Genomic DNA, 25,949 nt, shown 5'->3' on the forward strand with positions numbered 1-25,949 from the left:
TAAGTATTCTCTTACTTTCTTTAAAAAATCATAAGACCGTTGAGATGCTAATATAATCGGTTATTTACATAACACCCATATTTATCAACATCTTAAAGCGGTTTTACAACATAAAATTGTAGTAGTTGTTCTTTCGATGTTTTTTTGAGGCTGGGTTCATTGAATCCAGCCCCAATCAAAATTATTTAAATGAACTTGAAAGCATTCTTATTTGGCTTCGCCTTATTTATAAGTTTTTCTGCTACCGCTCAACTTAGTGACTTACATTATTTACCACCTTTAAAACAAGGGCAGAATAATGCCGGTATTAGAGAACAGGCAGTATATCTTTCTACCCCTGAACCTACAACTTTTGCAGTAAACGTTTACCGCGGTACCAATGCAACCCCAGTGGCGACCTTCAATATTTCTAACGTGAGCCCTGCGGTTTATTCAATGACTAATGGAGATAATAATATCATTCTGGTAAACAATGCAAATACCGGGGTGGTCTTAACTAATAGTGGTCTGCGTTTTGAGTCGCCAAGTGGCAATAAGTTTTATGTAAACTATCGAGGTAGTAGTAGTGCCCAATCGGCTTCATTAACCTCAAAAGGTAGGATAGCCATGGGTACCAACTTTAAATGGGGTGGCGTACCGAATAGAGGTTCTCACCCTTCAAAATCAAATACACTGGGTATCATGGCGACAGAAGATAATACGACCGTTAATCTTTTTGGCTATGATCCCGATTGTGAATTTAGAGTTGGTACCAACAGAGCAGGTATAACCGCCAACACCCACCAAATAACCTTAGATGCCAATGAATCTTTTGTATATGAAACATACATTGGTGACACGCCAACACAGGCACATGAAGATGGTTGGATCGGAGCATCAATCGTCTCCGATAAAGATATTGTAATCAGTAACGGCTCCATAAACTTTGGTCGACAAGTAGGAGCAACTAATCGTGATGCTGGCATTGACCAACCGGTACCTGAAAACCGTTTAGGTAAAGAATACGTTTTTGTTCGAGGTAATGGAAATTCGAATGGTTGGACTGAATTTCCCTTGATTATCGCCATATCGGATAATACTCAGATTTTTGTAAATGGTTCGACAACCCCCATTGCCACAATTAACAATGGTGACTATTTTGAAATACCAAGCAACTTCTACTCTGCAAACGTTGCAGGGGCCAATATGCTTGTACAGACCTCGAAAGATGTTTACGCTTATCAATGTATGGCTGGCGCCACGACGCCATATACACAAGGCTTAAATTTTGTTGCCCCGGTAAACTGTCTTTTGCCCGATGTCATGGATAACATTCCTGATATTAGAAATATGGCAGGAACAACAGTAACAGGCGGCATGACCATTATTGCCGCAGTAAATACACCAGATGCGAACATTATAGTTAATGATGGTAACGGCCCGGTTACTTTGCCGGCTTCCAATCCTGTAGCCGGTTCTGCCGATTGGAAGACTTTTTACATTCCAAATTTAAATGGAGATGTCAGTGTTGCATCCACAGGCCCTATGGCTGTTGGTTTTTTTGGATTTAATGGTGCAAGAGGTGTAGCAGGCTATTTTTCTGGTTTTGATACCGTTCCCGAGGTAACTCTAGAAATACGAGGTGGCAGCGGTTGTTTTGTTGGATCTGAAATTTTTGAAGCAACGAACAGTAATTTTGATGCTTTTCAATGGTATAAAGATGGTGAAATTATTCCAGGTGCTAATAGTCCAATCTATACTCCCGATGGCGCGGGCGAGTACTTTTTAAGAGGTACTAAAGGCCCTTGTACTTACGATAGTAACTCTATTCTTGGGTTATATTGCGACCCAGATATCCATATTGAAAAAACGGTGGATAATTCAGAAATTATGGAAGGTGAAACGGCTACGTTCACCATTCGGGTGCAAAACTGGGGTGTAGGCCCTTTGACCAACCTACAGGTTACGGATAACATTCCAGCGGGGCTCACTTTAGTCAATGCCTTCACAATAACCGGAAGTTTTAGTGGAAACACCTGGGATATCGGAACCTTGGATGGTGGCGAAGTTGCTGAGTTAGAACTTGAGGTTAGGGCTGATGAAATAGATACCTTACCGCTACTAAGTTTAACAAACACGGCTACTCATACCCAAGACCAAACCGACACAAACTTGACGGCAGATAGCCCGTCCGCAAAAATTGTAGTTCACAATGATTTTGATAATGACGGAGTAAAAGATATTGTAGATTTAGATGACGATAATGATGGTATTTATGATGAAGACGAATGTGAAACCTTATCGTTCAATATTTCCGGTGGAGGTAGTCACGCCAGTAGTTTAGTGACCGTTGAAAATTACCTAATCCTAGATATTTTTAGTTTAGATAATTCTTTCAACTTAAACCTTAATGGTACCGATATTGCGGGAGAAATTCAATTTCAAACAGGAGCGGGCGGAAATTTTGCAACATTCCTTGATGGGTTTGGATATGGGCAAGATGGAAATCCACAAATTTATACACTAACTGGCTCAGAAGGGAGTCCATTATTAAGAGTTGTCATAAATCAAGCTGGTGAATTTGAACTGTTTGGAACAAGAACATCAAATGGTATACTTGAACCAATGGTCTTAACAACACCTGCCGGTACTTTTTCATGGAATGCCTCCGGAAATAATTCCATTACTGTTGGTCAAGCCGTGGTGGGCCCTACAAATATGTCTGGCACGCTACTAACAGCAGGTTGTGATACGGATAATGACGGCTTCCCAAATCATTTAGATTTAGATAGCGATGGTGATGGCTGTAGTGATGCCAATGAATTTTATAAAGATGATAATGCCGATGGAGGTGACGGAGGCGAATTTGGCACTGGAACTCCTGTTGTAGATTCTAGTGATGGAACAGTAAATGCAGCATCATACAATCAAGTTTTTGCTCCTGAAATTCTATTGGGCAATACCTCGGAAGATTTAGGCGGAAATGATATTAATGGTCAAAATGTAAGCTTGGGCCAAACCTTTAATTATGTACTTCGTTTTCAAAACACAGGCGACGATAATGCCGTAAATTTCACTATAAGAGATGTTTTACCCAATAATGTCACCTTAGATAATATAGACGTGACCAATGCCCCAGGAACTACCCATGTTTACGACCCAACAAACCAAGATATAACTTTTACGGTACCTGACAATCTAGTGGAAATTGGTGATCCAGAATACACAATTGTCATCACGGTAAGCATTGCCAATAATTGCTCAGATTTTGTTTCAGCTTGTTCATCTACCTTACAAAATAACGCTTATTCCACTTATCAAGGTGAAATCAATACCTCGGTATTTACCGATGAGGGCGGCTCAAGTTCCATAACCGCATGCCCTCGAACACCTGAGGTTGCAAGCAACTCGATATCGAACGATCTTGCTGGCTGTAATCAAGCAAGAACGGTACAGTTGTGTGGTGATAACACGATTTTAACCGCAGGTTCTGGATTTACGACCTACAATTGGATTTTAGACACTAATGGAAATGGTGTTGTAGACGGTTCTGATACTGTTTTAAACGACGGGGACCCCGATGGGGACCCAAGTACATTGCTTGTCACCAATATTGGAGATTATATTGTAGAAAAATCTGGCGCTAGTGGATGTTCAGATTTGATCGAACGTATTACCGTAGAGCGATTTGGCACGACCCAAACAAACCCAATAATCAATTATTTCAATCAGGTCAATAGTGATACAAATGCTGATAACGATTTGCAAGGCGAAATCGTAACCTGCTCAATTGACGGCGATTTATTACCAAAAATATTTTTATGCGGTTCAGCAGATGAAGCACTCATACAATTGGGTATTACCGATGCACAAAGTATCGTTTGGGAAAAACTCGATGAGACCAGTTGCTCTGACACTGGTGACGATTGTGCAAATAAGAATGGTACTTGTGCTTGGAATAACCTTCAAACAGGAGATAATTTTACAGCAACTGAAAATGGTGAATATAGAGTTGTTATCAACTACTTAAATGGATGCTTTAGTCGTTTCTACTTCGATGTTTTCAAAAATGTATTAGATATTGACTACACCTCAGCAGACATATTATGCAGCACACCAGGTAGTATCAGAATAACCAATGTTGGTGCAGGTTACGGATTTCAATTACTTGATGCGACAAATGACAATATTATTGTTCCCTTCTCGGCAAATAATGGGCCTAACTTCGATATAAATACTAACGGCACATATAAAGTTCAGGTTGTACAATTAAATCCAAGTGATAACACTCCGATTGCCGGAAGCTGTATTTTTGAAACTGAGGATATCGGAATTCAAGAAAGAAATTTCAGTGTAAGCCTAAGTACTACCCCAGAGGACTGTAACCAATTGGGTACCATTACTGTTCAGGCCTTAAATGCTTTACCAAACTACAGTTATGAACTACGCTTAGATGATGGAAGTAATGGTGGTCTTGGTTCTTTGGTAAGCAATCAACCCGCATTAAACGATAACTCATATACGTTTTCAAATGTTAATCCAGAAGATTATTTGGTCGTAACAAGAACCCAAGATGGTTGCTTCGATTCGCAACAAATAACTGTAGATGCTATTCCAGAATTAACACTAACCGCCGTTACTTCAGAAAACATTACCTGTAACGCCGGTATTGTAAATCTTTCACCTGCTGGTGGCCTACCAAGCCCTAACTACGAAGTAGCTATATGGAGTAAAGATGGTGTTGATTTATATACGGACGAGGCATCGGTTCCAGATTCGGATTATCAAACAACATCAAGTTTTCTCTTTGGATATCGCGGAACACCTAGCACATACTTTCCAAACGAAGATGGTGATTATAGATTTATAGTAAGAGATGGTAACGGGTGCTATGCAATATCAAATGCTGTTCGGGTAGATGATTTAGGAAGCTTGTCTATTTCAGCCTCTGATTCCGGCATTGTTTGTGCAGATTCAGCCACCGCTTCGCTAACCGTATCCGTTACAGGTGGTACATCACCGTATCAATACAGTTTAGATGGTGGTGCCAACTATCAAAATGCGGACACGTTTGTGAATCTTCCAGCCGGACTTTATACCATTACCGTAATGGATTCAAGTAGTGGAACCAACTGTGTAGAAAACTTTGATTATGAAATAGTACAACCGTTCAGATTGACTGCATCTCCATCGGTAATTGAAGATGCTTCCTGTAATCCTGCAGGGGCACTGGTAAAAATATTGAATGCCAACGGGGGCCAAGCACCGTATGCGTATAGTTTTGATGGAGGAAGTAATTTTGGAGCGATTAGCGAACAAAACTTATTGCCGGGCACCTATCAATTGGTTTTAAGAGACAATTTGGGTTGTACTTTTGATATGGACTTCACTGTTCCTACCAATGTGAATGACCCTAGTTTTCCTTATACAGTAGATTATTCATGCAATGGAGAAGGAACAATTACTATTAACCCATCGAATACTTCTGATTTTACTTACTCGTATGCTTTAGGTGGAACACCAAATACGCCGACCACAAATAACGTTTTTGAAAATGTTACTAATGGCGTTTACACGGTAAATATTGATTATACTACTTCAATAGCCCCAGGACAAACTATACTCTTTAATGAGAATTTTGGTGCTGGACCAACTACTCAAATTGGCGAGATAGGAACTGATTATTGTTATGAGCCACAAAATGGCACAACTACAAATTGTAATAGGGGCCCAGCGGGAATATTAGTGAATGGAGAGTACACCGTAACAAACTTTATAACGAATCCCGTTTCATTCTGGACAAACCCTCAAGATCATACAGGTTTGACAGACGGCAGGTTCTTAGCGATAGATGTGAGTACTTTTTCCGATACTGGTAATCCGCAACTTAACAATGTGTTATGGGCAAGACGAAATCTTGAGGTCTTAGCGAACCGAGAAATCACATTGGATTTTTGGGCCTATAACTTAATGAACCTTTCTGGTGCTGGTAACAATCCACAAGTATTGGTTGAAATTTTAGATAATACCGGAACTGTAATTTATAGTGAAGTAACCAATGAAATTCCTAAAAATACCGGCGATACCGATTGGCATCAACGAACCATAACATTTGATCCTAGTGCTAATACGGATATCGACATTGTTTTCAGAACAAATGTGAATAGCAATGATGGAAATGATTTGATTTTAGATGATATACAGGCATATCAATTACCAGAAGTTTGCGCTGAAACTACAGATATCACTGTTGTTGTAGAAGATGGACGCGCTTTTGATGGGGCTATTACCTCATTCTCTAATATCACTTGTAACTCGGGTAATGATGGAAGCATCACTTTTGAAGTAGAGAATTTCGATACCTCTTTTGAATATCAAGTCAATGGAGGTGGTTTTTCCGCTCCGCAAAGTACAAGTCTCATAACAATTACAGGACTGTCTGCCGGAGATTATGATATTGATGTTAGAACTACGGATAATCTAGGTACTAATTGCTCCGTTTCTTTTAGTCAGACATTATCAGAACCTACTCCTGTAGTAAGTTCGGTATCATTGACTTCTCAAGCAACTTGTACTAATGGTGCAACCCTGACCGCTTCCGCCTCTGGTGGAACACCAAACTATTCGTATCAACTAGAAATAAATGATGGCGGACTAATGGAGGCCTCTTATAATATTACTTCGATAGAAAGACCATTTCAAAATACTGCGATATTTCTTAATGTACCTGAAAATACAACTGGGGAATCTTATGTTGTACGGGTTAGGGATACAAATGGTTGTACTGATGTTATTGACAATTCAATTGTGGTCGATGGTCCACAACCAGTAGCTTTTAACACGGTACCTACTGCTTGTTATTCAGGTAATAATGATGGTTCTATTGTAGTAAATGTTACTTCGGGTAATGGTAATTATGAATTTAGGTTAGATGGTGGTCCGTGGACTACACCTTCTCCATCCACGGCAACAACACATACTTTTTCGGGTCTTGCCAATGGCAGTTATAATGTTGAAGTTAGGGACCAATTAGGTTGTCCGGTAACATCGAACACACAGACCGTAATTCTTAGTCCTCAATTAGTAGTTGACGTTGCTGTTGTAGAACTTAGTGCTTGTGGTGATGGCTCAATTACCATAAACGCTACCGGTGGCAATGGAACTTTAGTTTATGCCATCGTTCCAGCCAATACAAGCCCTACAGGATTTAGCACTACAAATACCCTGACCATTACTGAAGCTATGGCCGCGGCAAACCCTAATGGGTATGATGTTTACGTTCAAGACAACAATGGTTCACCTGCAATATGTTCATTTTTACAAGAAGATATCATCTTAACACCCGTAACATCTCTATCTGTGAACGCGGTTCCAACAGATCCCGAATGTTTTGATGGGCTTGGCTCTATTGAGGCTACTGTAGGCGGTGGAACTGCCCCCTACACATATACTTTAACGGATTTATCTACCGGAGACGGTATAGACTATGGCAGAAGCGATACAAATGTTTCTGCTTCAAACCTAACATTCAATGGTATTGGCGTAGGTGACTATGAAGTAACTATAACAGATGTGAATGGCTGTAATATAACGTCGTCAACCTCAACCATTAACAACGCTACAGAAATAACTGCAGACATATTGCCCATTCTACCTGCTAACTGTACGAGTACCTTAGAAAGCGATTTTGGTTTTGAGTTTGATAATGTCATCACTCCAACGGGTACTGTAGAATACAGTAATGATGGTGGAACAACATGGCAGAGCTCCAACGAGTTAAGAGGTACTGTAGCTAATCCTACCTTCTCTGGAACAGAAGTTTTTCCTTCTATACGAGTTACTTTGGCAAGTGGCTCTATCTGTCAAAGAGATTTTGACCGTTACATCATTCCTTTCCCACTAGACGATTTAGATATTACATTATCGGCCGTAATTGTTGGTTGTAATGATTTACGCGTTACAGTTGAGGGTAGTGAAGGTGATGATACTGGTGGATATGATTATACTTACACAGACGACCCGGCAAATTTTAATACTTTTATTACAGATCCTAATGTTTGGGTGAATAACATACCAAGCGGAACAGCACATACCTTTCAAAATATTGACCCTACGACACCTCAATATCCTGAAGTTCCACTCCTAGTTCCAGGTAGAACCTATGTGTTCTATGTAAGGGATGGTGCAGGCTGTATTAGACAGAGTAATGTAAATGTAAATGACATACCTGGTATTGGTTTGCCTATAGAGATAAGTACAGATATTAGACCTACCTGTGATAGTGCCGCAAACGGAGCAATAACATTTAACTTAAACCCAACTACCTCTCATCCAAGTATGAGATGGGAAATTTATGAACTTGGCAATGCTACACCTATTGAAGTAAGTGGTGGTGGAGCGACTGCCATAAATGTGGCATACAACAATTCAATTACGACTACTGTTCCTCTTTCAGAAGGTGAGTATTATATCAATATTATTCAGGTAGATGGATCTAACGTGGATTCTTGTCGCGGCGCAAGTGAAAATGCTTATGTACCAGAACTGGCACCACTTGCCGGAACCGCAGTCGTGACTAGAAATATTTCATGTAATCTACCAGGTTTAATTTCGATAAATGGAATCTCTGGAGGCGGAGGGGCTCCTTACACTTATGATGTTAGCGGACCTGTAGGGTTTACCGCTTTAACAGGCACGACTAATAATCCTGTGCAAATTCCTATGAACTCCCCAGCTGGTAATTATACCGTTACACTATACGACCAGTATAGTTGCCCTCTAGTATTAAATACGGTTGCCTTAACCCTATCTCCGAATCCAACTTTAAGTGTATCTCAAGATAATTGTGAGTCACCTATTACGGTAACAGCTTCAGGTACTTCGGCGACAGGTAACTTGCGTTATGCAATGGTAGCTGCTGGAAAACCAGCCCCGACTGCTTTTGAAGATAACGGAGGTGTATTTACAAACGTTACTCCAGGTACCTACGACATATATGTGATTGATGGTAATGGATGTACAAATTCTCAATCGGCATTTGTTGTTGACCCTGTACTGTCTGCAAGTGCTTCTCTAACGAAATTATTAGATTGTACCTCTAATCCTGAAGCTATTATCAACATTGAAGTGTTAGATGGTTCAGGAAATTACCAATACAGCATAACAAATACTGCCGGTGCAACACCGGTAGCGCAAACTGCGACACCTAGTAATAGCTTTGACTATCAAGCCCCATTACCAGGTGATTATACGATAACTATTTACGATACTAACACCCCAAGTTCAACAGCTTGTAATAGAACATTTGTGATAAATGTACCTAATAGAGTTGAACCGATTATAGACCCTACCATTGTCACCACAGATATCACCTGTATTGGTAACAATGATGGCACTATAACTATTTCAACAGCAAATAATGCTGCGGCTCCTTATGATTTTGAGATTACATCAATGGATGGAGCGTTGGTCAATATCGCACCAACAAGTACTTCGGCCACTTCGGCAACTTTTACCGGATTGGCCCCTACAACTACCACTGCTGGCTACATCATCACTGTTACTGGTGATGTTACAACCAATAATTGTAGCGTTGATAGTGCTTCCATAACCTTATCGGAGCCAACGGCAATTACCGTACCTGCTCCGACAATTGTTGAATTTGGTTGTTCATCTGGTAATAACTCGAACAATGCATCTATTACTATCAATGATATTGCTCCATTTGTTCAAGGAGGTAGTGGAACTTACGTGCGATATGAATTTATAGAAGAGGACGACCCAAATACTGTGGCCGTAGAAGCTCCGGTGATTGTTCAAACAGGTCCTAATGCCACCTTTGTTGAGACCGATTTTGCAGGTGGTGTTTATACCATTAATGTTTATGACACCAATGGTTGTGCCGGCACGACCACGGCAACAATAAATCCTTTTGATGAGTTACAATCGGCTTCAATACTAATTGATGATGCCATATCCTGTTCAAATGGCGGTGAAGATATCAGTATAGTTGTTGTAGGGTCAGTTACCAACCACACCTCTCACCCAAGTAACTACGAGTTCAGAATGTTGCCAAGTGGAACTGTTCAGACCTCTAATGTATTTACCGATTTACAACCCGGTTCTTATAGCTTTGCCGTAACTAACCTTAGCACGGGTTGCGAAACAATCATTACACATAACATAGTAGATCCGAACACCTTTGATGTAACTGTCAATAAATTAGCAGATGTAGTTTGTTTTGGTGAAGATGGCAGTATAGAATTAACTTTCTCGGACACCACTTACACCGGTGATTACGAATGGGAGGTTTTGAATACCGATGGTTCGTCGACCACAAGAACTGATGACGAAGGAACCTTTACCGGTTCAGGAACAACTGCTGCAATATCCGTTTCCGGAGGTAGTTTCTTAATACGCGTTGTACAGGCTGCCAATCCTGAATGTACTCAAGAAAGAGTGGTAACCATTACAACTCCAAGTGCAGCAATTACCTTGGGCACAATTGATTTAATCGATGTTGGTTGTACAAATAATCAAGGTAGCGCTACTATTAATCCACTTGGTGGACAAGCTCCTTACAATATAACATTGACAAATAATACAACTGGCACTCCTGTTACTATAACAAGTGTCAACGGACATATTTTTGAAAATTTGTCCGCAGCACAATATAATGTTTCAATAACGGACGCTTTAGGGTGTACTACTAATTTCACCAATGCTTTTGAACTATTGCTGCCAGACCCTATTTCTGGTACCATTACCGCAACAGACTTGGTTTGTCAAGGGGATAATGATGGTACGGTTTCCATTAATTTGGACCCAAGAAATATAAGCACCACCTATAGATTTATATTGAACAAATATGATGATGGCAGCGGTAGTAATTTGATGCAGAGTTCTACCTCACAAACCTCAAGTTCATTTGATAATTTAGATGGTGGTTTTTATAGTATTAGTGTTATTGACGCTATTAATTGCACTTATGAATCCGCCATCGTTCAAATCGTTGAACCTATTGAAACAAATGGTATGCTATTGACCACAGCTTCTTTAAGTTGTAGTAATGATGCTAGTTTAGAGCTCACGGCAATGGGTGGAACAGCACCATATGAATGGAGTGTTGATGGAAGCAACTTCAATGCAATGAATGAAATAAATGGCCCAAATACCCACTTGTTCCAAAATGTTACTGCAGGGGCATATCAATACTATATAAGGGATGGGTTCAATTGTATTTCAACAATTTCGAATGAGATTGTAATAGATCCTATCGAACCGTTAACATTGACCTTGGATACTACTGCAGCGGTAATTAATTGTAATGGTGAAAGTACAGCATTGATTGAGGCAATAGCTGATGGCGGATTAGGAAACTATCAATATGGATTGTTTGCCGATGCTGCGTTGGTCACAGAAATAAGACCATATCAAACTTCAGGTACTTTCACAGATTTACCTCAAGGCACCTATTTTGTGAGTGTACAAAGTGAAGATTGTGAGACTACTTCCATGGAAATTCGTGTTGATGAACCATCACCACTTGTTATAAATCCGACAATAACGGATATCACATGTAATGGAGCAGATGACGGAAGTATTTTGGTCGATGTACAAGGTGGCTCTGGAGATTATCAATTTGCTATATCTCCTAATCTAAATCAATTTAGTGATGAGAATAGTTTTAATGAGTTAGGACCAGGAGATTACGAAGTAATAGCGCAAGACAGTAATGGTTGTTTTGAGCTTATTGAATTTACGATTACCGAACCGGATACCTTAGAAATGACTTATACTTCTACCCCAGAAATTTGCGCAGGAGATGAGGATGGAACAATAACAGTTACAATTGCAGGAGGTACGGCACCTTACAGCACAAGTTTAAATAGTAATAGCGATGGTGATTTTGAAGAAGGCAGAATAACTTATGAAGGTCTTCCAAATGGAACCTATGTAGTTTTTGTGAGAGATGCAATGGGTTGTACTACCAATGAAATCGTAGAAATTGAAGCTGGGGCGAATTTAAATGTTGTTCCTGAAGTGATTTACGAATGTTCGGGAGACACCCCTACCAACCGATTGGAACTTACTTTTGAAGACCCATCGGTGACATCATCACTACTTTACGGTTTGGATACCGATGACCCAAACAATATGGTATTAGAACCAAATTTTGAAGGAATGGCTCCCGGTGAACACTATGTCACCATTGCCCATGCCAACGGTTGTATAAATACAGTCACTTTTGAAGTAGAAGCGTTCTTACCACTTCAAATTATAGCTGAACAGCAAGATATAAACGAAATTACAGCACTGGTCGAAGGCGGAAGGGAAGGATACACTTATTATTTTAATGATGTAGACAATGGCGAGGATAATAAGTTCTACATCACCGCCACTGATACGTATACGGTAAGGGTAGTTGATGCAAATGGATGTGAATCTATCACCACTATTTTCATGGAGTTCATCGATATTGAAATACCTACTTTCTTTACACCTGATGGTGACGGAACCAACGACCTTTGGCTTCCTAGAAATATTGAGCAGTTCCCGAATATTTTTATTAAAGTCTATGATAGATATGGTAGACAAGTATACGAACTACCTGACAATGAAGAAGGTTGGGATGGTTTGTATAATGATTATGATTTACCGACCGGAGATTACTGGTATTTGATAAAATTACATGGTGAAAATGACCAACGCGAATTTGTTGGGCACTTCACATTATATCGATAAAACAAAACTTTAATCATATTAAAAGCCTCTAAAAATAGTTTTTTAAGAGGCTTTTTTATTGTGAAAAATTCTCATCAGCTACAGTTATAGGCACAACACAACAATATTATCTAAGTTGGCAACAAACACTTGTTAAAGGCATAACGTAAAGGTATTTTAGGGTCACCAAACAAACAGTAATGATTTCAGTTAAACGGATAGTTCTATCCACTTTTTTTCTGTGCTCAACATGGAGCTATGCGCAACTGAGTGATTTGCACTATTTGCCACCTTTACGCCAGGGGGCAAACAATGCAGCTATAAGTGATCAAGCTATTTATCTTTCAACGCCAGAAACTACTTCTTTCACTGTAAATGCTTATCGTGGAACCAATACAACACCAATAGCGACATTTTCTATTTCTAATGCAACGCCCGCAGTATATACCTTAACCACCGGAAACAATAATATAACCTTAGTTGATGATGCAAACACAGGTGTTGTGCTCTCAAATTCAGGATTACGCTTTGAAGCGCCTGGAGGAGAAAACTTTTATGTGAATTATCGCGGTCAATCGGGTTCGCAGGGAGCTTCCTTAACATCAAAAGGTAGAATTGCTTTAGGCACAAGCTTTAAATGGGGAGGGGTACCTAACTTAGGTTCAGAAAATTCTAAATCGAATACGCTTGGTATTATGGCCACAGAGGATAATACTACGGTCACACTTTCTGGTTATGACCCCAATTGCGAATTTCGAGTGGGGACAAATAGGGCCGGAATTACAGATAATACTTATACAATTACTTTAGATGAAAATGAATCTTTTGTTTTTGAAACTTATATTGGTAATTCACCCACCCTTGCCCATGAAAGAGGATGGATTGGGGCTTCAATAGAATCAGACAGAGCTATTGCCATTAGTAATGGTTCGCTTAATTTTGGACGTCAAGCAGGAAACAGTAATCGCGATGCTGGTATTGACCAACCCGTACCGGAAAATAGGTTGGGTAAAGAATATGTATTTATTAGGGGAAATGGAAATGCAAATGGTTGGACGGAATTTCCTTTGATTATCGCAACTCAAAACAACACCCAAATTTTTATAAACGGATCAGCCACACCTATCGCAACTATAAACGAAGGTGATTTCTTTGAAATTCCTAGCACCAATTATTCATCGAATGCAGTTGGCTCTAATATGTATGTTAGAACATCAAAGGATGCATACGCTTATCAGTGTGTTGGAGGATCTACCGATGCCTACACCCAAGGCTTAAATTTTGTTGCACCTGTTAGTTGTCTTTTAAGGGACACTATGGATAATATCCCCAGTATTACCGACGTAGCAGGGATAACAATTTCAGGTGGTGTGACCATTACCGCCTCGACTACGACTCCTGATAGTAACATCATTGTTACAGATGGTGGAGGAACGGTAACACTGCCATCTTCCTTGGCTGTTACTGGCACTTCAGACTGGAAAACATTTTATTTACCGAATTTGACAGGTAATGTTAGCGTACAATCTACAGGGCCAATAGCCGTTGGTTTTTTTGGATTTAATGGTGCCCGAGGAGTCGCTGGGTATTATTCTGGTTTTGATACCACACCCGATGTAGGCCTTCAAATTTCTGGAACCACGTGTTTACCAGGTGCCTTTCTAGAAGTAGCTAGCGGAGAAACTTTTGATGCATACCAGTGGTATGATGATAACGGTCTAATTAGTGGGGCAACTTCTTCTACCTACTCACCAACAACGGCAGGAGATTATTTTTTAAGGGTGACAAAAGGAACCTGTAGCTATGATTCCAATCCGATGTCAGTATATTATTGCAATCCTGACATCATAATTAATAAATATTCGAATACGGCCACAGCTACTGAAGGAGATACGGTTATCTTCACTATTGAAATACAGAGTTTTGGAGTAAATCCGGTAACCAATTTAGTCGTTACCGATATACTACCAAGCGGTTTAACGCTGGTCAGCGCTTCACCATCTGTTGGAATATGGTCGAGCCCCGATTGGACTATTGGCACCTTAAATTCTGGTGATCTTGAAACTATAATATTAACTGTTACTGTGGACGATTTACCACTGACCCAAGAATCGCAAACCATTACCAATACTGCAACACATGTACAAGATCAGACCGACACAAATTTAACTGCAGATTCGCCATCTGCAAGCCTTATTGTAAATAGTGACCATGATAATGATGGCGTCTTTGATGCGACCGATCTAGATGATGATAATGACGGTATTTTAGATAGTTTTGAATGTAGTGGCGGAACACCTTGTTTGGATACAGATGGCGACAGCATTCCGGATTATTTAGATATTGATAGTGACAACGACGGTTGCTCAGATGCTGATGAAGCCTATGCAAGTTCAGGTACAGATAGTAACGGTGATGGAAGCTATGGTGGTGTTATTACAAATGCGCAGGTGAATACCAATGGTTTAGTGACCTCAGCAGGGCTAAACGGTGCAGGAGATGCTTATACAACAACACCTGCTACTGCAACCTCTCTTACAGGCAATACCTTTCAAATTGCAACTCAGGCAACAGTCGATGAAACGGCTTTAACCGATCAAATAGCTATTGACGGGAGTAGCACTAGTTTCACGATTACTTCTGCCTCGGCAGAAAGCACCCAAACTTTTAGCTCAGGTAATCCAAATTATACCTTACCGCCAGCAACTGATACAAGTATTGCCTTAGCTTATCAATGGCAAGAAAATGGTGTCGCCCTTTCGGATAGCGGTGTATATAGTGGAACCTCTACCAACACCCTTAACATATCCGATATGACAGGCCTGGGCGGTAACATTTATACGCTTGTTGTAACTCATACAGACAATGTTTGTATCAATATAGAAAGCAGTGCAAGATTAGAAATTGATTCAGATAGTGATGGTGTCGGTGATAGTACCGACCTTGATGATGATAATGATGGTATCTTAGATACCGATGAATACAACTGTGACCCACCTGTTTCAGGTTTTGATGGTTATTGGCCACTTAACGACAGTACCGATGATATATCGGGTAACTCACATAATTTAATTGCAGGGAATGTTTCTTTTTCTACAGATAGCAAATGTGGACTTAACTCAGCATCGTTTGATGGTTCTGGAGACTATCTTCAATACAGTGATGGAACTTACCTAAACCAGGCAATTACCAATTTCACTTACTCTTTTTGGATAAAACCAAGTTCGTTATCCGGAATTCAAACATTACTGGATGAGGGTGGTAGCACTAACGGTCTTGCTATACGTCTTAACAATAATAGCCTCCAAAGTGCATTCAGGGAAAGCAATACTCAAATCGATATCCCTAGTTTAACTTTTCCCAATGATGGGGATTGGCATCATTTAGCACTTACTTACGAAAATGGTACAGTTATCATGTATCTTGATGGTATAGGGACTACACCACTCAACACTGGTTTTGGCACCTTATCATCTCATAGTAGCGCACACTCTTTTGGTCGCACTAATGGCGGAGATAGTTTCGATTCTTCCGATATTAATTACTACAATGGTTTAATGGATGAAATAGTACACTATCCAACAGCTTTGACACAAACAGAAATTAACAGCCTTTTCACACAAATATTCTGGGATACGGATAATGACAACGTACCAGACTATTTAGATACTGATAGTGATAATGATGACTGTGCTGATGCCGATGAGGCCTATGCACTTTTTGGCACGGATAGTAACAACGACGGAACATTTGGAGGAGTCATAACTAATACAGACGTCAATACAAATGGACTAGTAATATCCGCAGGTATTAATGGGGCTGGCAACACATATACAACGACTCCTGCAATAAGCACTACTTCAACAAACTATACCTTTCAAGAGGTCGGCGTAGGAGCTTCCATTTCAGTTCAACCTGAAGATGAAAAGGTATTCTCATCAGAAAATGCAGTTTTTGACCTTACAACCAGTGCCGCTGCCTATCAATGGCAGGTGAGTATCAATGAAGGCGCGACCTTTAACAATATCAATAATGGTACGGAGTACTCAGGTACATCAACCGCTACCCTAACAGTGATATCCGCAGATGCTAGTATGAATGGATATGTGTATAGAGTCATTGTTACGGGAAGTAATGGCAATTATGTATGTGATGAGGTAATATCTGATGAAGTAACACTAACTGTTGGTCCAAGAACCGTAATCACTAATCGTAGAATAACGTTTAGGGTTAAAAAGAACTAAGACTCAATCGTAATTCTTAACTATTAGAAGAAATTCCAACCTGTTATGTAACAATTTGTATTCAAGGTCGTCAAGTTAGTATAACAATCAAAAACGAACTCCAACTTGGAAACAATACTAACCGTAACCAACCTTACCAAGAAATTTGGCCATTTAACCGCTGTAAAAAACCTTTCGTTTACCATCGAAAAAGGTAATGTCTATGGCATTCTAGGCCCAAATGGAAGTGGTAAATCAACAACTTTGGGCATTATTTTAAATGTGGTCAATAGAACAGCCGGAGAATTTAGTTGGTTTGATGGAAATACCTCAACCCATGAAGCTTTGAAAAAAGTTGGTGCCATTATTGAACGGCCTAACTTTTACCCTTATATGACCGCAGAGCAAAACCTAAAATTGGTTTGTAAAATCAAAGAGGTTTCTCAAGATAAAATTCTTGAAAAATTAGAATTGGTCGGTCTTTTGGATAGAAAGGCCAGTAAGTTTAAAACCTACTCTTTGGGTATGAAACAACGTTTGGCCATTGCCTCTGCCCTATTGAATGATCCTGAAATTTTAATATTGGATGAACCCACAAATGGATTGGACCCTCAGGGAATTCATCAGATTAGAGAAATCATTCAAAAAATAGCCTCGCAAGGGACTACTATTCTATTGGCCTCACATCTTTTAGATGAGGTAGAAAAGGTTTGCAGCCACGTTGTTATTCTCCGAAAAGGAGAAAAATTGTATTCTGGTCCAGTTGATGGTATGCTTGCAAGTCATGGCTTTTTTGAGTTAAGAACTAATGATATGGAAGCATTAAAATCGCTTTTGGAAAAAAATGCAAGTTTTGGTAAAATAGAAGCTAACAATGGAATTCTTACAGCATATTTAAAAGAAGAGATGAATGCTGAAGAATTAAACAAAGTGTTATTTGAGAAAGGTTTAGTGCTTTCACACCTTGTAAAACGCAAAGAAAGTTTAGAAGAACAATTTTTGACACTAACCAAAAACAACTAACTAGCCATGGTACGATTATTACAGATAGAATTTATAAAACTTTGGAACAATAGAGCTAGTAAAGTTCTGATCATATCCTATTTTGTTCTTTTGACATCGATTGCATTAGTAGCAGCAATAAAGTTTGATATTGGGCCTATAAAATTTCATTTGGCCGAAATAGGTATTTTCAACTTTCCATACATCTGGCATTTCAACACTTTTGTAACGGCCTTTTTCAAACTATTCCTTGCCATTATCATAGTATCTATGATGGCAAACGAATACAGTAACAAGACCATAAAACAGAACTTAATAGACGGTCTCTCAAAAAAAGAATTTATCCTATCTAAGTTTTTAACGGTTGTTTCTTTTTCCTTGATATCGACACTTTTTGTATTCGTTGTATCACTCATATTGGGTTTGATCTATTCTGATTTCAACGAACTATCGATAATATTTTCAGATTTGGAATTTGTGTTTGCCTTTTTCATAAAATTAATGGGCTTCTTTTCTTTCTGTCTTTTTCTAGGAATATTTGTAAAGCGATCTGCGTTTGCGCTTGGTTTTCTGGTAATTTGGCAAATAGTAGAAGGTATTACACGAGGTTTAATCAGATGGAAACTATTCGATGCCGATACCACTGACACCATAATGGGTTTCTTTCCATTACAATCCATGTTCAATCTAATAAAAGAACCTATTACCCGATTGGAAGCCGTACAAACCGTAGCCGATCAAGTTGGTGAAAAAATTACACTTAATTACGGCGTTCACTGGTATGAAATTCTAATTGTTCTCGCTTGGACAGCAATTTTCATCTATTTATCCTATGCACTATTAAAGAAAAGAGATTTGTAGTATATTGCTTTTTGCATATACTCAAAAATGTTTCAAAAAAGTGCTTGGATAGGAATACTATTTTTTTTCCCGTTGCTATTAATAGCTCAGGGAGAAACTTCTAATTGGTATTTTGGAAACAGGGCTGGTATACAATTCCAAAATGATGGTACCGTAATACCCCTGACTGATGGGCAAATCGATACTTTTGAAGGCTGTGCGTCGATATCTGACAGTTTTGGAGATTTACTATTTTACACAGATGGTATAACGGTATATACCAAAAACCATGAAGTAATGCCCAATGGGAATGGGTTATTCGGAGATCCTTCAAGCACGCAATCAGCCATTATTGTTCCAAAACCTCAAGACCCTGAAAAACTTTATATTTTTACCGTTGACACTTCTATTGCTGAAGACGATCCAAATCGTGGACTCAACTATTCTTTAGTTGATATGACCTTGAATAATGGAAATGGGGAAGTAGTAGAAAAAAATGTAAGGTTGCTCGACCATTGTTCAGAAAAAATCACAGCAGTTGTAAAAGACTGTTTTGAGCAGTCGATTTGGGTTATGGCCTTTTCGACAGAAAATGGCTCTGAAGCTGCCTATAATACCTACCATGCATTCGAAGTTAATACTTCGGGGGTAGAAAAAAATTCTATAAGGAGTAGTTTCGATATTGAAATAGGTGATGCGAGAGGTTCCATGAAATTTAATGCGGATGGAAGTAAACTTGTAAGTGCTAATTCTAACGATGGTCTATTTTTATATGACTTTGATAAAGAGGTCGGTGTTGTTTCAAATCAACTAGTACTTTCAATAAACGGCGATAATCCATTTCCTTATGGGGTAGAATTTTCCCCAAATCAGCAATTTTTATATGTACATTCATCAAACAATGCTCCTGCAAGCGAAGTTGGCACACATACATCATCTCTTGTTCAATTTGACATTTCACAAAATGATGTTGAAGGTTCTCAAATCATAATCGATGAAAGACCAATATTTCGTGGGGCCCTGCAACTGGGATCAGATGGCAGAATTTATAGGACCATAGCCGAAAACTATTTTAGAGGCACCCCAAGTTTAGGAGTTATTCAAAATCCTGATGAAAAAGGAACAGCTGCAAATTACCTACACAATGCCATTACTCTTAATGGGCGAAATGGTACGCAAGGCTTACCGCCTTTTATACAATCGTTTTTTGATAAAACCTCCCTGGTTAAAAATACGGATGGAACAAAAAGCAATACCTTATCCATTTGCATAAATGAAGGTTTTGTTCTCGAAGCGGAGCTAATCGCTGGAGCTACTTACAACTGGCAAAAAGATGGTGTGCCGATTTCAAATACCGGTGCTACTCTGCAAATAAATTCCGCACTCCCTGAGGACTCTGGTAGGTATAGCCTAGAAATAATTTTACCTGACATCAATACATGCCCGATTATTGGCGAGGCTTTGATTTCAGTTAACAAACTACCGGAAACTCCGACAATATTTTTATCACAATGCGATATCGATGAAATTGACTCTCAAGACGGAATTACTACTTTTAACCTTGAACAGATCATCATCGATAACGATTCTTATTTTTTCTATGAAACCTTAACCGATAGCGATAATAATAATTTTATACAAGAGCCGGTAGGGTATCTAAATATAAATCCATTTACCAGCACTATATACTATAAGAAAATCAATGAATACGGTTGTGAAAGCATTGGTGAACTTAATCTAGAAGTTATTCCAACCCTTACAAGTAATGATAGTAAGAGAACTCTTTATACCTGTGATGAAAACCCAAATGATTTAATTCTAAATGGCAATTTTAATCTATTGGATGCCATTGATACTGCGACCTTAGAAAACTTTGAAGTGTCTTTTTATGAAAACAGAAACAACGCAACGCTTGAAATAGAACCGATTGCCACAGTTTATAATAGTGAGCCGAACACAGTATATGCCAGAATAGAAAATAACAATCAATGTGTAAATACCTTAGAAGTAGATTTAGTAATTAATCCGACTCCAAAATTTGATTTTCCCGAGCAAATGCTGTTCTGTACCGATGGCCCTCCTGAAATAATTACAGCACCTGATGGGTTTGATCTTTATAGATGGAGACAGGTGAATGCTAGTTCATCTTTTGATCTAAGTAATGCTAGAGAACTTTCAGTTAATAGTATTGGATTATATGAATTGGAAATAGGATATAAGTATGTTCAAGGAGGAGCGGTTTATGAATGTACTTATGCCAAACGTTTTGAGGTATTACCCTCGAATAAAGCCATTATTGACAACATTAATATTCAAGATATTTCCGATAATAACATTGTAGAAATTATAGTTTCAGGTGATGGTGATTATGAATTCTCATTGGACGGAACGAGCTATCAAGATTCGAATATTTTTACCGATGTTCAACCGGGAATCTTTTCAATTTTTATTCAAGACAAAAATAATTGTGGTATCACTGAAGATTTAATTTCTGTTGTTGGTTACCCAAAATTTTTTACGCCAAACGGCGATGGAATTCATGATTCTTGGCAAATCATTGGTCTAAATTCAAAATTTCAACCGAATAGTACGATTTCCATTTTCAATAGATATGGAAACTTAGTTGCGCTATTTAATGTAACTTCTGAAGGTTGGGATGGTACTTATAATAATAATCCCTTACCTGAAGCCGATTATTGGTTTAGAACCACCTTGGAAGATGGAAGAATATTTAAAGGCCACTTTGCGTTAAAAAGATAATTTAAATCGGTATTTTTTGTAAATTAAAGGGTTTGACTTTTATCAAATGTTAAAAAAATTGCTTCTTATAATCACTGTCTTAGGCATTGGACGAACTTTTGCTCAATCCTGCCCCGCCCTACTAAATCCAGTTGCCGGTCAGACCAACGTACCAGTAGAATCTACAATAGTCTGGGAGGAGGTTGCTGGTGTACCGGGTTATAGAATTTCATTGGGAACTACTCCCGGAGGTGATGATATAATTTCAAATCGTTTGGTGGGTAGTGCAACTTTTTTTACTCCTCCACTTGGCTTGCCAGAAAATACTGAGATATATGTTACAATAACATTGTTTTTCTTTGATAATCTTGACGATATTATTTGTACTAGCCTATCTTTTACTACAGAGAATTTTTCGGAAACCCCGGAATGCACCACACTGAACAGGCCATTAAATGGGGCTATTGAAGTGAACGCTGGTACAAACATTACGTGGAATTATAGCGCAAGAGCGACGTCATATATTTTGTCCATAGGCACAACTTTAGGAGGTACCGATATCGCCGATAATATCCCTGTTGGAAATATTTTAACTTATAATCCCCCTGCTAATCTTCCAACCAATACCGAAATATTCGTAGAAATAATTGCTTTGAACCGAATCGGGATGACTACAAATTGTAGTATACAAACATTTACTACAGCAGAGATTGTAGTTAATTTGGGGTGTGCGACTCTAATATCACCTAGAAATGGAGATAGCGATGTGCCATTAACTCCAATATTAGAATGGACAGAAGTACCTGGTGCTACAGGGTATCTTGTCTCTATTGGAACGACTCCTGAGGATAAAAATATTCTCGATAATGGAAATTTTTCAACCAACAGTACTTTAGTATTAGATTTTGAACCAAACCGAACTATATTCGTGACAATAACTCCATATAATGAATTGGGTGAGGCTATAAATTGTGGACAAGAAAGCTTCTCTACTGCAATAGGGTGTGGACCATTTTTAGATAGGCTAACCGGCGAATTCATTACATTGTTTCCAGAATTTGATTTTCCAAATACATTTAATATTTGTGAAAACTCACCATCTTTCAATTTAACTACAGATGTGAATGCGGAAAACTATAGATGGGTAAGTACAACTTCAATTGGCACCGAAATAGCCGTAATTTCAAATACACAAGAAGTTGAAATTTCTGAAGGTGGCTTTTACAGGTTGGAGGTTAGCAATTTTGCAGATCCAGATGGTAATGCTATTCCCTGTACTACTTCAAAAGAATTTCAAGTTCAAGTCATACCTGGTCCACTTATCGAAAATGTCAATGTTGAACGAAATGAAGATAGTCTTATACTTACCTTAACGGTTACTGGAGATAGTCAATATGAATTTGCCCTAAATGACATTAATGGACCTTATCAAATTAGTAATGTTTTTCGGAACGCTCCATTGGGTGATAACACAGTCTACGTTAGAGACATAAATGAAGAAAATTGCACTGTATCTGAAGAAATAAAAAGTGATTCAATAAGGGATGGATTTCCAAAATTTTTCACCCCAAATGGCGATACTATAAACGATTTTTGGCAATTTTCCCAGCCCCCTAATTCTGAAGAGGTATTTCTTTTAACCATCAAAATCTATGACCGTTATGGTCAATTCTTGGCACAAGTAGATCCTAAGTCTATTGGATGGGATGGCACTTTCAATGGAAAGCCACTCCCTTCCGGAGGATATTGGTTTAAGGCCGTGGATGATACCCAACGCGAAATACAAGGATTTTTTACCTTAAAAAGATAGCAAAATCTTCTTCTTTTCCTTCATCCCTTTAGTACTTTTACTTTATGAAGTTTAAGGTAGTTTCAGAATTTAAACCTACGGGGGATCAACCTCAAGCCATAAAGCAACTTGCTAATGGGGTGCGTGCGAAAGACAAGCATCAGACCTTATTGGGGGTTACCGGATCAGGTAAGACTTTCACCGTTGCAAACCTAGTTGAAGAGGTTCAGCGACCCACATTGGTTTTGGCACATAACAAAACCCTTGCCGCCCAGCTTTACTCAGAATTTAAACAGTTTTTTCCTGAAAATGCTATTGAATATTTCGTTTCTTATTACGATTACTATCAACCTGAAGCCTATATTCCGACAAGCGGAACCTATATAGAGAAAGATTTATCTATCAATGAGGACATCGAAAAGCTCCGTCTTAGCACTACTTCTTCGCTCTTATCAGGAAGAAGGGATGTATTGGTAGTTGCATCGGTATCGTGCTTATACGGAATTGGCAATCCTGTAGAATTTCAAAAAAATGTAATCTCCATTCATAGAGACCAGGTAATTTCCAGAACCAAGTTTCTGCATCAGTTAGTTCAAAGTCTATACTCGCGCACAACAGCTGATTTCAGAAATGGAAATTTCAGGGTAAAGGGCGACGTTGTGGATGTTTTCCCAGGTTATGCGGACCATGCATTTAGAATCCATTTTTTTGGTGATGAAATTGAAGAAATTGAGGCTTTGGACCCGTTTAACAATAAGGTTATTGAAGTTTACGAAAACCTAAATATTTACCCGGCCAATATGTTTGTAACATCACCGGATGTTTTACAAAATGCGATACATCAAATACAAGATGACTTGGTTAAACAAATTGACTACTTTAAGGAAATCGGTCGACCATTGGAAGCAAAACGTTTGGAAGAACGAACTAATTTTGACCTTGAAATGATTCGTGAATTAGGGTATTGTTCCGGTATTGAAAACTACTCTAGATATTTAGATGGCAGGGATTCAGGAACAAGACCTTTTTGCTTGCTCGACTATTTCCCAGATGATTATCTGATGGTAATCGATGAGAGCCATGTTACCATTCCTCAGGTACATGCAATGTATGGTGGAGACCGCTCTAGAAAAGAAAATTTGGTTGAGTATGGGTTTAGACTTCCTGCCGCAATGGATAATAGACCCTTAAAATTTGAGGAATTCGAAGCACTCCAAAATCAAGCTGTTTACGTAAGCGCAACTCCTGCAGATTATGAGCTACAATTAAGTGAAGGCGTGTATGTAGAACAAGTAATACGACCCACAGGATTGTTAGATCCAATTATTGAAGTCAGACCTAGTTTAAATCAGATTGATGATTTGATCGAAGAAATTCAAAAACGTGTAGAATTGGATGAACGTACATTGGTTACTACCTTAACGAAACGTATGGCTGAAGAATTGACCAAATACCTTTCTAGAATAGATGTCCGTTGCCGTTACATTCATAGTGATGTTGACACCTTGGAACGTGTAGAAATTATGCAGGATTTAAGAAAAGGTATTTTTGATGTCCTTATTGGAGTCAACCTTTTAAGAGAAGGCTTGGATTTGCCCGAAGTATCTTTGGTAGCGATTTTAGATGCGGACAAAGAAGGTTTTTTACGAAGTAATCGTTCGCTAACACAAACCGTTGGTCGCGCTGCACGTAACCTGAATGGACTGGCCATAATGTATGCTGATAAAATAACGGACAGTATGCAAAAAACAATAGATGAAACCAATTACCGTCGTGAAAAACAGATCGCTTACAATACAAAACACAATCTAGTACCTAAAGCATTAAATAAAAGTTTGGATAGTGCCTTGGCAAAAAATTCAGTCTCAACTTATCATTTTCAAAAAGAAGAACTCCGAGCTGCTGAACCTGATTTAGAATATCTTACCCCAGATCAAAAAGAAAAAATGATTCGCGATAAGCGAAAAGCTATGGAAAAAGCGGCTAAAGAATTGAATTTTATGGAAGCCGCCAAGCTGCGGGATGAAATAAAAATGCTTCAAGAAAAAGAATAAAATTAATCACAAGATTCATTATAAAACTTAATAATTTCTCCTAAATCTCTCTTCTTTAACTCTTTGGAAGTTATTTTTTGAACGAGCTGTGGACAATCATTAAAATAATTTGCAGCAGCTTTTTTAAAATTCTTTGTAAATAGTTGATTAGAGCCTAAATGAGCTGCTTCCTCTTCATCCGTTTTACGAACATAAGAATTTGAAATACTATAAAAACTACCTCCCATTGGCATTCCCCCAGCTCCCATCGGACTCACCATATATCCTTGAGATTCCAAAGTATAAAGAACTACATTTTTTCCTGACTGAGAAACTTCCAATACCATAGTCTCTTTTCTATCTTTAACCTTTACACAGACATAAACCGTTGGTTCGTTGTCATAAAACACCTTTAAGGTATCGACATCTGCAAAAGAAAAAAGCTGTTTTTCAGATTTTCTAGATGTTCTAAACCTAACCTGATTACTTGCAGTAAGCTTACCTAGCCCTTTAAGAACAGTTCCATTCTTAAGAAAAACTTCTGCTGGTCTATTTTGTGCTGTAGTCACTAAAAACATACATACAAAGAATATTGATAAAGAAAATCTAAGATTACTCAAG

General features: G+C 38.7%; 8 protein-coding genes. 7 read left to right on the plus strand and 1 reads right to left on the minus strand.

Translation table 11 applies throughout. The features are described from left to right. Positions 1 to 189 precede the first annotated feature (189 nt). From ACFSQJ_RS02660 to uvrB, 7 genes are all read left to right on the plus strand, one after another. Positions 190 to 12,723 (plus strand): T9SS type B sorting domain-containing protein, encoded by a 12,534-nt coding sequence (locus tag ACFSQJ_RS02660; RefSeq protein WP_377765317.1) that lies wholly within the window; start codon positions 190 to 192, stop codon positions 12,721 to 12,723. 179 nt (positions 12,724 to 12,902) lie between these two features. Continuing rightward, positions 12,903 to 16,946 (plus strand): LamG-like jellyroll fold domain-containing protein, encoded by a 4,044-nt coding sequence (locus tag ACFSQJ_RS02665; RefSeq protein ID WP_377765319.1) that lies wholly within the window; start codon positions 12,903 to 12,905, stop codon positions 16,944 to 16,946. Between the two features lie 105 nt (positions 16,947 to 17,051). After that, complete coding sequence (locus ACFSQJ_RS02670) at positions 17,052 to 17,948, plus strand: ABC transporter ATP-binding protein (protein ID WP_377765321.1); 897 nt, start codon at positions 17,052 to 17,054, stop codon at positions 17,946 to 17,948. 6 nt (positions 17,949 to 17,954) lie between these two features. Then, positions 17,955 to 18,788, plus strand: a complete 834-nt coding sequence (locus tag ACFSQJ_RS02675) for an ABC transporter permease (RefSeq protein ID WP_377765323.1) — start codon at positions 17,955 to 17,957, stop codon at positions 18,786 to 18,788. A gap of 27 nt (positions 18,789 to 18,815) precedes the next feature. Then, complete coding sequence (locus ACFSQJ_RS02680) at positions 18,816 to 21,527, plus strand: T9SS type B sorting domain-containing protein (protein WP_377765324.1); 2,712 nt, start codon at positions 18,816 to 18,818, stop codon at positions 21,525 to 21,527. Between the two features lie 58 nt (positions 21,528 to 21,585). Then, a complete protein-coding gene (locus ACFSQJ_RS02685) occupies positions 21,586 to 23,316 on the plus strand; it encodes a T9SS type B sorting domain-containing protein (protein ID WP_377765326.1) in 1,731 nt (576 codons plus the stop codon). Between the two features lie 44 nt (positions 23,317 to 23,360). Then, entirely contained in the window at positions 23,361 to 25,349 is a 1,989-nt protein-coding gene (gene uvrB / locus ACFSQJ_RS02690) for an excinuclease ABC subunit UvrB (protein WP_377765327.1), read from the plus strand. Between the two features lie 2 nt (positions 25,350 to 25,351). On the opposite strand, the gene ACFSQJ_RS02695 is transcribed toward uvrB, so the two are convergent. Further along, on the minus strand, positions 25,352 to 25,906 hold the full coding sequence (locus ACFSQJ_RS02695) for a hypothetical protein (protein ID WP_377765329.1): 555 nt from the start codon (positions 25,904 to 25,906) through the stop codon (positions 25,352 to 25,354). Between the last annotated feature and the right edge of the window lie 43 nt (positions 25,907 to 25,949).

Origin of the sequence: Croceitalea marina, assembly GCF_042684265.1 — a bacterium.
In the GTDB taxonomy this organism is placed as follows: Bacteria; Bacteroidota; Bacteroidia; order Flavobacteriales; family Flavobacteriaceae; genus Croceitalea; species Croceitalea marina.

Coding starts and splice junctions, on each gene's coding strand:
- ACFSQJ_RS02660 (WP_377765317.1), top strand. CDS start 190: ATGAACTTGAAAGCATTCTTATTTGGCTTCGCCTTATTTATAAGTTTT.
- ACFSQJ_RS02665 (WP_377765319.1), top strand. CDS start 12,903: ATGATTTCAGTTAAACGGATAGTTCTATCCACTTTTTTTCTGTGCTCA.
- ACFSQJ_RS02675 (WP_377765323.1), top strand. CDS start 17,955: ATGGTACGATTATTACAGATAGAATTTATAAAACTTTGGAACAATAGA.
- ACFSQJ_RS02680 (WP_377765324.1), top strand. CDS start 18,816: ATGTTTCAAAAAAGTGCTTGGATAGGAATACTATTTTTTTTCCCGTTG.
- uvrB (WP_377765327.1), top strand. CDS start 23,361: ATGAAGTTTAAGGTAGTTTCAGAATTTAAACCTACGGGGGATCAACCT.
- ACFSQJ_RS02695 (WP_377765329.1), bottom strand. CDS start 25,906: ATGTTTTTAGTGACTACAGCACAAAATAGACCAGCAGAAGTTTTTCTT.